The sequence below is a fragment of the Bacillus sp. S4 genome, assembly GCF_040838205.1.
Lineage (GTDB): Bacteria > Bacillota > Bacilli > Bacillales > Bacillaceae_G > Bacillus_A > Bacillus_A cereus_U.
In genome coordinates this window covers 1-9,766 of record NZ_JBFPJI010000122.1, presented here as the reverse complement: position 1 = coordinate 9,766, position 9,766 = coordinate 1, and the positions used below count along the sequence as shown (strand labels likewise).

Genomic DNA, 9,766 nt, shown 5'->3' with positions numbered 1-9,766 from the left:
TATGGATTTTGAGGATATTCATAATTTGGACGTGTGTCATATGGATTTTGTTGATATTCAGTTTCTTGAGTTTGCGGTGTTGCGTATGGATTTTGTTCGTATTGAGGCTCTTGATGTTGTGTCTCTTCCTCCCCATACTGTTCAGCATATCTTTGTTCCTGATGTTGAGGGGAAAAAGGTTGTTGTGGGTAAGGCGGTTGATTATTATAGAACATGTTTATTCCTCCTTCATAATGATGCCTACCACCTAGTGTATGGGCAGACAAGAAAATATGTGATGAAAAAATGCGGGCGTGTTACAATAAGTAACTGGGTGAAGATAAAATGATAAAACAAGAAAAAATAAAAAAAACAATAACTTTCGTAAAGCATATTTTAGAAAAAGATGCGAGTGGGCATGATTGGTATCATATTGAACGCGTACATAAATTGGCGATTTCTTTATCCGAGCAAGAAGGGGGAAATCGTTTTATAATTGAAATGGCAGCATTACTTCACGATGTAGCAGATGAGAAGTTAAATGAGAGTGAAGAAGCAGGAATGAAAAAAGTTTCTGATTGGTTAGAAGAGTTACGTGTTGAAGAAGAGGAAAGTAAACATGTTCTTCATATCATCGCCAATATGTCTTATAAGGGTGGTCATGGTGGCACAGTTGAGTCACTTGAAGGTAGAATTGTTCAAGATGCAGATCGTTTAGATGCTCTTGGTGCAATTGGAATAGCTCGTACATTTGCATACGGAGGAGCGAAAGGGAGATTAATGTATGATCCAACTATCCCTCCTCGAGAAGTGATGACGAAAGATGAATATAGAAAAAGTAATGATCCATCTTTAAATCATTTTTATGAAAAACTTTTAAAACTAAAAGATTTAATGAACACGAACGCAGCAAAACAAGAGGCTGAAGTTCGTCATCGTTATATGGAAGAGTTTATTGAACAATTTATGAAAGAGTGGAATGCACAAATATGAAAATGTTAACTGTGGAGAACTTATCGAAATCATACGGAGAAAAACCGTTATTTGATGGATTATCATGTAGTATTACAGAAGGACAACGTGTCGGAATTATTGGTGTAAACGGTACTGGTAAATCGACATTATTAAAAATTATTGCAGGATTAGAAACTCCTGATACAGGTGATATGACGCATTCACGCGGATATACAATTAGTTATTTATCACAGCAACCAGAGTTTGATGAAAAACTAACAGTATTAGAGCAAGTGTTCCATGGTGATACACCTTTAATTCGTCTTCTTCGTGATTATGAACAATCGTTATTAAATATCGAAAAAGATCCAAGTAATGAAAAAGTACAGGAACAATTATTTGCCGTACAGCAACGTATGGATGCAATGAGTGCATGGGAAGCAAATGCAAATGCGAAATCTCTTTTAACGAAATTAGGAATTACAGATTTTACTGCAATTGTTGGAAACCTATCTGGTGGACAGAAAAAACGTATCGCAATGGCACAATGTTTTATTGAAACACCTGATCTATTAATTTTAGACGAGCCTACGAACCATCTTGACCATGAGACAGTTGAATGGTTAGAAGAATATTTAGCAAGATATACAGGTGCGGTATTACTTGTAACCCATGATCGTTATTTCTTAGATCGTGTGACAAACCGTATTTTTGAATTAGATAACGGTAAACTATATAGTTACGAAGGAAACTATAGTACATTTTTAGAAGCGAAAGCACTTCGTGAAGAGCAAGAATCGGCACAAGAATCCAAACGCCAAAATTTATATCGTCGTGAACTTGCTTGGATTCGCCGTGGTGCAAAAGCCCGTTCTACGAAACAAAAGGCGCGTATTCAGCGTTTTGATGAGCTGAAGGGACAAGAAGGACCAGCAGCGAAGCAATCAGTTGATATTGCACTAAGTGGAAGTCGTCTAGGAAAGAAAGTACTTGAGTTAAAAGATGTAACGAAAAAATTTGGTGATAAGACGGTACTACATAATTTTAATCATATTGTGAAACCAGGCGATCGTATCGGAATTATTGGGGCGAATGGAAGCGGGAAATCTTCGCTATTAAATATGCTTGCAGGCAAGTTATCTCCTGATAGTGGTGAAGTTGAAGTAGGACAAACTGTAAAAGTTGCTTATTATACGCAAGAAAATGAAGAGATGAATTTAAATCAGCGTATGATTGAATACATTAAAGAGATTGCAGAAGTTATTCATACGACAGACGGAAAAGTAATTGGTGCATCTCAAATGTTAGAACGTTTCTTATTCCCGACGCATTCACATGGTACACCGCTTGGTAAACTATCTGGTGGTGAAAGAAGACGTTTATATTTATTACGTATTTTAATGGGAGAACCAAACGTACTATTACTTGATGAACCTACGAATGATCTAGATACACAAACATTAACAGTACTAGAAGATTATTTAGAAGATTTCCCAGGTGTCGTTTTAACTGTATCGCATGACCGTTACTTCTTAGATAAAGTAGTAGATGAATTGTTCATCTTTAGTGGCGAGGGCGAAGTGCGTGAATTCCTAGGTAGTTATACGGACTATTTAGAAATGGAAAAGACGAAAGAACTTATTGAGAAGGCGGAAGTTCAAAAAGAGAAAAAAGTAGTAGAAGAAGCTCCAAAACAACAACGTAAACGTAAACTTTCATACAATGAGCAGCGTGAATGGGAAACAATTGAAGATACAATTGCCGAACTAGAAGAGAAAATTGAGTCAATTGGAGAAGAACTTGCGAAAGTTGGATCTGACTTCACAAAGGCACAAGAATTATCTGAAGCACAGCAGAAAACAGAAGAAGAGCTAGAAAAAACGATGGAAAGATGGAGCGAACTATCAGACATTGTTGAAGGATTAAAATAAAAACAAGCTGCATATATTGAAAAGTAAAGAGAAAAACTTTACACTATTGGTAGAACCTATTTTAGGAGGGGAAAAAATGAGAACATCTAATCCAATGTTGAAAAAAGACGCATTTCGTAAAGAGGGAGCAAGTACTTCTGCGATGACTATTGGTGGAACAGTAGGCAAAACGTTTATCATGCTTATCTTGCTTCTTGCAACGTCTGTCTATTCATACATACAGATGACAAATAATACGATGAAAATGCCAGTATTAATTGGTGCTTTAGTTATTGCGGCAATCGTCGCATTTGCATCTATCTTCTTCCCACGTATATCACCAATTGGTGCACCGATTTATGCAGCGGTAGAAGGGATTGTATTAGGAAGTATTTCAGCGATTTATACAATGAAATTTGGCGATACTATCGTTTTAAACGCTGTCTTACTAACAATTTCAATTCTATTTGCAATGCTAGTGTTGTATGCAACGCGCGTAGTAAAAGTAACTGATAAATTCCGTACAGGTGTAATTGCGGCGACAATGGGAATTGCGGTAATGTATTTAATCGTATTCGTACTAAACATGTTCGGTGTAACTGTTCCGTATATTCACCAAGGTGGTACAATTGGTATTATCATTAGTGCAGTTGTTATCGTAGTTGCTGCATTAAATCTATTACTAGATTTCGATTTAATCGAAAGCGGTGCACGTAGCCAAGCTCCAAAATATATGGAGTGGTACGGTGCAATGGGTCTAATGATGACTCTAGTATGGCTATACTTAGAAATTCTTCGTTTTGTTTCTTACTTTACGAAAAATGACTAATAAAAAAATCCTGCATGAAATGTGCAGGATTTTTTTGTTTTCAAAGATAAATTGAAAATATGGATGTTGGCGACTTAAATTGAAGGGGGATGGAATATGATGAAAGAGAAAAAAGGATTATGAAAAAACTATTTTCTAAAAGTTTTTTCATAGAACTAGATGACGCTTTAACATATCCATCAGCAGAAGTCATTCGTTCAGCTATTGAAGGATATGCGGCTGAATGTAATGGGGAATTAAAATTTGAGAGTAAAGTTAAACCGATTATTTTTAACTTGGAAAATGTAATGTACTGCGCTGAAATAAAGATGGATCGCGGAGGATATTACATATCTTGCAGTGAAGTATAATATTTTTGGAAACCTTACATGTTTAAACTATGTAGGGTTTCTTTTTTAGTTTTGTAAGATATAAAGTAATATTTTTTATTTACAAACATGCTGTTTTGTACTTTTTACCCTTCCAACATTTTTCTTTACAATGAAGAAAAATATGTGAGGTGGTATAACTTATGATGAATCGAGTTGTATTAATCGGTAGATTGACAAAGGAGCCAGAATTATACTACACAAAACAAGGAGTCGCTTATGCACGAATATGTGTTGCGGTGAATAGAGGTTTTCGAAATAGTTTAGGTGAACAACAAGTCGATTTTATAAATTGTATTGTTTGGCGAAAATCGGCTGAAAATGTAACAGAATATTGTATGAAGGGCTCACTTGTTGGGATTACCGGGCGTATTCATACGAGTAATTACGATGATGAGCAAGGAAAGAGAGTATATAGAACTGAAGTTGTGATTGAGAGTATTACATTTTTGGAGAGAAGGCGGGAGGGTGCATCGCAATAATATTAGAATTTTAATGATAGTTTCGGATTGATTAGGTGGAAAGAGAAAGAATGAAAAAGTATGATGCTGGGAAGAAATCAGCAAAATTAAGCATCCGAGTAGGAGTATAGAGTGATAACATGTTACAATACAGCTAAGAACACGCAATAAAGGAGAGTTTTTTACGTGAAGATTAAAGCTATTGAACCGACGCCAAGTCCGAATACAATGAAAGTTATTTTAAATGAAGTATTACCATCAGGAGCGCGTAATAATTATACAAATGAAAATAAAGAACAAGCACCAATGCAAGTGCAAGAAATTTTGAAAATTGAAGGTATTAAAGGTGTGTACCATGTTGCAGACTTTTTAGCAGTAGAGCGTAATGCGAAATATGACTGGAAAGTTTTATTACAACAAGTTCGTGCCGTTTTTGGTGAAGAAATAGTGGAAGAAAGCGAAGAACAACAACTTTCTCATTTTGGAGAAGTGAAAGTGTTTGTTCAAATGTTCTTTACTATTCCGATGCAAGTGAAGTTAACAGATGGAACGACAGAAGAGCGTGTAGGCTTACCTGATCGTTTTAAAGAATCCATTATGAAAGTGCAAATGTCTGCACCTAACGTTGTGAAAGAGCGCAAATGGGTAGAGCAAAGTACACGTTACGGTAATTTTGAAGAAATCGGGAAAGAAGTAGTAGAAGAAATTGTTGCTGCTTATTCAGAAGATCGTGTAAATGAAACGGTTAAAGAATTATTAGATCAAGTAGGTGCTGTTGAAGTAACGATTCAAAAGCGTGAGCCATATAAAGTAACAGAAGAGATGATGAAGGATTCCGACTGGAAAAAACGTTTTGCAGCTTTAGAACAAATGGATCCTACTGAAGAAGATATGCCAGTATTGAAAATGGCGTTAGATGATGAGAAAGTATCTATCCGCCGCCTAGCAACAGCTTATTTAGGTATGGTAAAAGGTGAAGGCGTATTGCCGTTATTATATAAAGCATTATTAGATCGTTCTGTAAGTGTTCGCCGTACAGCAGGAGATTGCTTATCAGACGTAGGTGACCCAGCAGCGATGTTCGTTATGATTAAATCTCTGAAAGATTCAAGTAAATTAGTACGCTGGCGTGCAGCAATGTTCTTATTTGAACTTGGTGATGAAAGTGCAATTCCGGCATTAAAAGTAGCTGAAGATGATCCAGAGTTTGAAGTAGCAATGCAAGCACGTTTAGCTTTAGAACGTATTGAAGGCGGCGAAGAAGCAAAAGGATCAGTATGGAAGCAAATGACGGAGTCTCGTAAAGGGGAATAGTTTATGATTGTTTTCTATGATAGTTGGTGTCCGATGTGTACAGCAGTTGCAGAGCGTACGGAAAAATTAGATAAAAAGGGTACGATGAAATTTGTTTCATTTCGAGATGAAGATGTAGTTGAGAAGTATGAACTTTCTCAAGAATTACAAAGTAAGATGGAACAGAGATTGTATATTTTAAAAAATAATAAGTGGTATGACGGAATTCATAGCATTAACGTATTAGCAAAGGCCGTTCCATCTTATTGGTTTGCAGTGCCGTTTATAAAATTATCTATCGTACTTGGATTTGGAAGTAAAGTATACGATTATATTGCCAACAATAGAAAACTTGTCCCAGTTGGACACTGCCGTGAAGGGGTTTGTGAAATCCCTACAAAAAAATGAAATCATCACTATCTTTCTTTTGCACCTATTAAAAGCGCGTGATATGATGAAGTTGGAATGAAAGTTGAAGGAGAGATTACAAGATGTCAAATGCATATGAAGAATACATGCGCCAAATGGTAATTCCAATGCGCCAAGAATTAGTGCGTTCTGGATTTGAAGAGTTAACTACAGAAGAAGCTGTAACAGAATTTATGGAGAATGCATCAGGTACAACTTTAGTAGTTGTAAACTCTGTTTGTGGTTGTGCAGCTGGTTTAGCACGCCCATCAGCAGGTCAAGCGGTTGTACGTGCTGAAAAACAACCTGATCATCTTGTAACTGTATTTGCAGGTCAAGATAAAGATGCTACTGCGAAAATGCGTGAATACTTCGGAGAAATCCCTCCATCTTCACCATCTATGGCATTACTAAAAGGAAAAGAAGTTGTTCACTTCATTCACCGTCATGAAATTGAAGGCGCAACAATGGACGAAATTATTACAAACTTAGAACAAGCTTTCGAAAAGAATTGCTAAAGTAGGGGGAGAGTAAATCTCCCTCTTTTCTTTATATAGAGGTGAAAAAATGATAGTAACAACAGCAGGAAGAACAAATAAAGAAATGACAGCTTATGCAAATAAGGTAGCAGAAGAATTAAATTGTTCTTTCGTTTTACGTAATGATATACCTGTGCACAAACTGCATGAGCAGTATGAACAAGATGTGCTGATTGTAGGGAAAAACCGATTAGCTATTTATCCAAAGGGTACGGAAGAGTCGTTTTTCTTTCATCCAAACTCAGCAATGTTTCGTGTGAAAAGGTTAATGCGCGGAGAACACGATCCCTTTGTACAAGCTGCTAAACTAGAGAGCGGAATGACAGTATTAGATTGTACGCTCGGTATGGCATCAGATAGTATTGTTGCTAGCTATATTGTTGGTGAAGATGGAAAAGTAACAGGGCTTGAAGGAAACGAATATATGGCGTACATCATGGGAAAAGGCTTGAAAACATGGTCTTCATCCGTTTCTGAAATCGATGAAGCAATGCAAAGAATCGATGTAAAACAAACTGAGCATTTCGCATTTTTAACGCAATGTGAAGATAATAGTTATGACGTCGTATACCTTGATCCGATGTTTGAAGAAACTGTCATCGAATCAGATGGAATAAAAGGGTTAAAACATTTCGCTTTGTATCATGATATTACTGACGAAACAATTACGGAAGCGAAGCGTGTGGCGAGAAAACGTGTCGTTCTGAAAGATCATTTCCGTAGTTCTAGATTTGAAAAGCACAATTTTCACGTATACAAAAGAAAAAGTGCAAAATTTCATTTTGGTGTAATTGCCCCTTGCTAATTGTTTGAAAAGATGTATAATAAGCAATAATTAATTAAATATACTGTCTGTGATGAAGAGAGTAGTCTTTTTCAGAAGGAAAGCGAGCTAGGGATGGTGTGAGCCTAGTGCAGAAGAAAAAGATGAAGCGCACTTCGGAGACGCTTCTTGAACGAATAGTAGAGTAAGCCGAGGCCCCCTGTCCTCGTTATAAACGGGAAAGTGGTTCGGAATGAACAACAAGGGTGGTACCACGGGTTAAAACTCGTCTCTTTTTTAGAGACGAGTTTTTTGTGTTTAAAAAATAAGGAGGTTGTAGTATGGATTATAAAACGCAGTTTGCGAAAAGTTTATCGAATATTTTTACGAATGAATTAACGCAAAATCAAATTTTAGATTTAATCGAAACACCAAAACAAGATGAATTCGGAGATGCAGCGTTCCCATGTTTTTCACTAGCGAAGCAATATAGAAAATCACCAGCTGCTATCGCAAAGGAAGTTGCGGAGAAATTAAATGACCCATTTTTTATGAAAATAGAGGCTGTTGGCCCGTATGTAAACGTCTTTTTTAATCGTCAAACAGTAAGTGATGAAGTATTAAAAACAATTTTAACGGAGAAAGAAGAGTACGGTCAAAATCATTTTGGATGTGAAAAAACAGTAGTTATCGATTATTCTTCTCCTAATATCGCGAAACCTTTTTCAATGGGGCATTTACGTTCTACAATGATCGGTAATTCGCTGAAACATATCGCCGAAAAATGTGGATATGAAGTTGTCGGAATTAATTATATTGGGGATTGGGGAACACAGTTTGGAAAGTTAATTACCGCATATAAAAAATGGGGAAATGAAGAAGTAGTTAAAGAGGATCCAATTCGTGAGTTATTTAAGTTATATGTTCAGTTTCATGAAGAAGTAAAAGAGAACAAAGAACTAGAAGAAGAAGGGCGATCATGGTTTAAAAAACTAGAAGAAGGAAATGAAGAAGCAGTCGAACTTTGGAATTGGTTCCGTCATGAGTCTTTAAAAGAATTTTCTCGTATTTATGAACTTCTCGGTGTGGAATTTACAAACTTTCAAGGAGAAGCTTTCTATAACGATAAAATGGAAGACTTTATTGGGATTTTAGAAGAGCACGACTTACTGGAAGAATCAGAAGGGGCATTAGTCGTTAATTTAGAAGAAGAAGGTATGCCGCCATGTTTAATTAGAAAATCAGATGGTGCTACCATTTACGCAACACGTGATTTAACAGCGGCATTGTATCGTCAAAACACATACGAATTTGATAAGGCTTTATATGTAGTAGGACCCGAACAAAGTTTACATTTCAATCAATTTTTCACTGTATTAAAAAAGCTTGGCTATAACTGGGTGGATGGTATGGAACATGTACCGTTCGGGTTCATATTAAAAGATGGTAAGAAAATGTCGACACGTAAGGGCAGAATTATTTTATTAGAAGAAGTGCTAGAAGAAGCTGTTGCACTTGCGGAACAAAATATTGAAGAGAAAAATCCGAATTTAAAACAAAAAGAAGAAGTGGCAAAACAAGTCGGTGTTGGAGCAGTAATCTTCCACGATTTAAAAAATGAGCGTATGCATAATATCGAATTTTCATTAGAAAATATGTTGAAATTTGAAGGAGAAACAGGACCGTATGTACAGTACACGCATGCGCGTGCTTGCTCTATTTTAAGAAAAGAAAGTGTGGAATTTGAAACGTGTAATTTTGAATTAAAAGACGATTACAGCTGGAGTATAGTAAAATTACTTAACAAATTCCCGCAAGTAATTGAAGCGGCCTTCAACAAAAATGAGCCATCTATTATTTCAAAATACGTATTAGATGTAGCACAAGCGTTCAATAAATATTATGGAAATGTTCGTATTTTAGAAGAGAGCGAAGAGAAGGACAGTAGACTCGCATTAGCTTACGTTGTGACGGTTGTATTAAAAGAGGGATTACGTTTACTTGGGGTGGGGGCGCCTGAGGAGATGTAAAATAATAATTTTGTAACAAAAAGGCAAATCAGGCGGTCATTAACCTGATTTGTCTTTTTGTATTTTCTTGAATAAATTCTTATCTATAAAGTGTTATACGCTACGAAGTGTAAGAATTCTATAATTTTGTTACGAAATCAATTAAAATATTTTTAGAGAGGATGGTTCGTATTGATTCGAAGTTTCATTTTAAATATTCCTTGTCATAGAATACAGGAAAGGAGTTTCCTGA

General features: G+C 36.1%; 9 protein-coding genes, 2 pseudogenes and 1 other annotated feature. Of the genes and pseudogenes, 10 read left to right on the top strand and 1 reads right to left on the bottom strand.

Annotated features, from left to right (window positions below):
• Positions 1-215, bottom strand: a pseudogene (locus tag AB3X48_RS13230) (hypothetical protein); the annotation flags it as partial.
• Between the two features lie 109 nt (positions 216-324).
• Here AB3X48_RS13230 and AB3X48_RS13225 point away from each other — a divergent pair.
• From AB3X48_RS13225 to argS, 10 genes and pseudogenes are all read left to right on the top strand, one after another.
• Positions 325-972 carry an HD domain-containing protein gene (locus AB3X48_RS13225; protein WP_016104709.1) on the top strand — a complete coding sequence of 216 codons (648 nt, stop codon included), beginning with the start codon at positions 325-327 and terminating at the stop codon, positions 970-972.
• Positions 969-2,864 carry an ABC-F family ATP-binding cassette domain-containing protein gene (locus AB3X48_RS13220; protein ID WP_016104710.1) on the top strand — a complete coding sequence of 632 codons (1,896 nt, stop codon included), beginning with the start codon at positions 969-971 and terminating at the stop codon, positions 2,862-2,864. Before AB3X48_RS13225 ends, AB3X48_RS13220 begins: the two co-directional genes overlap by 4 nt.
• A gap of 76 nt (positions 2,865-2,940) precedes the next feature.
• Positions 2,941-3,672, top strand: coding sequence for a Bax inhibitor-1/YccA family protein (locus AB3X48_RS13215; protein WP_088099016.1), 732 nt, complete (start codon positions 2,941-2,943; stop codon positions 3,670-3,672).
• Between the two features lie 96 nt (positions 3,673-3,768).
• Positions 3,769-4,022: pseudogene (locus AB3X48_RS13210) on the top strand (DUF4318 domain-containing protein).
• A gap of 161 nt (positions 4,023-4,183) precedes the next feature.
• The gene (locus tag AB3X48_RS13205; RefSeq protein WP_088099017.1) at positions 4,184-4,522 is read left to right on the top strand and encodes a single-stranded DNA-binding protein; all 339 of its coding nucleotides are present in this window, start codon (positions 4,184-4,186) and stop codon (positions 4,520-4,522) included.
• A gap of 165 nt (positions 4,523-4,687) precedes the next feature.
• Positions 4,688-5,815 (top strand): conserved virulence factor C family protein, encoded by a 1,128-nt coding sequence (locus AB3X48_RS13200; RefSeq protein WP_367959662.1) that lies wholly within the window; start codon positions 4,688-4,690, stop codon positions 5,813-5,815.
• A 3-nt stretch (positions 5,816-5,818) separates the two neighbouring features.
• Positions 5,819-6,202 carry a thiol-disulfide oxidoreductase DCC family protein gene (locus AB3X48_RS13195; RefSeq protein WP_002158060.1) on the top strand — a complete coding sequence of 128 codons (384 nt, stop codon included), beginning with the start codon at positions 5,819-5,821 and terminating at the stop codon, positions 6,200-6,202.
• 83 nt (positions 6,203-6,285) lie between these two features.
• Complete coding sequence (locus AB3X48_RS13190) at positions 6,286-6,720, top strand: BrxA/BrxB family bacilliredoxin (RefSeq protein WP_000063703.1); 435 nt, start codon at positions 6,286-6,288, stop codon at positions 6,718-6,720.
• Between the two features lie 49 nt (positions 6,721-6,769).
• Entirely contained in the window at positions 6,770-7,546 is a 777-nt protein-coding gene (locus AB3X48_RS13185) for a class I SAM-dependent methyltransferase (RefSeq protein ID WP_088099019.1), read from the top strand.
• Between the two features lie 40 nt (positions 7,547-7,586).
• Positions 7,587-7,801 (top strand) — a binding site (T-box leader).
• 44 nt (positions 7,802-7,845) lie between these two features.
• Positions 7,846-9,534, top strand: coding sequence for an arginine--tRNA ligase (argS, locus tag AB3X48_RS13180; protein WP_088099020.1), 1,689 nt, complete (start codon positions 7,846-7,848; stop codon positions 9,532-9,534).
• Positions 9,535-9,766: the final 232 nt, after the last annotated feature.

What these genes read in the sequence shown, in the direction of transcription:
- AB3X48_RS13205 (WP_088099017.1), top strand. Translation starts at nt 4,184, where the DNA reads ATGATGAATCGAGTTGTATTAATCGGTAGATTGACAAAGGAGCCAGAA.
- AB3X48_RS13215 (WP_088099016.1), top strand. Translation starts at nt 2,941, where the DNA reads ATGAGAACATCTAATCCAATGTTGAAAAAAGACGCATTTCGTAAAGAG.
- AB3X48_RS13195 (WP_002158060.1), top strand. Translation starts at nt 5,819, where the DNA reads ATGATTGTTTTCTATGATAGTTGGTGTCCGATGTGTACAGCAGTTGCA.
- argS (WP_088099020.1), top strand. Translation starts at nt 7,846, where the DNA reads ATGGATTATAAAACGCAGTTTGCGAAAAGTTTATCGAATATTTTTACG.
- AB3X48_RS13190 (WP_000063703.1), top strand. Translation starts at nt 6,286, where the DNA reads ATGTCAAATGCATATGAAGAATACATGCGCCAAATGGTAATTCCAATG.
- AB3X48_RS13185 (WP_088099019.1), top strand. Translation starts at nt 6,770, where the DNA reads ATGATAGTAACAACAGCAGGAAGAACAAATAAAGAAATGACAGCTTAT.
- AB3X48_RS13225 (WP_016104709.1), top strand. Translation starts at nt 325, where the DNA reads ATGATAAAACAAGAAAAAATAAAAAAAACAATAACTTTCGTAAAGCAT.
- AB3X48_RS13220 (WP_016104710.1), top strand. Translation starts at nt 969, where the DNA reads ATGAAAATGTTAACTGTGGAGAACTTATCGAAATCATACGGAGAAAAA.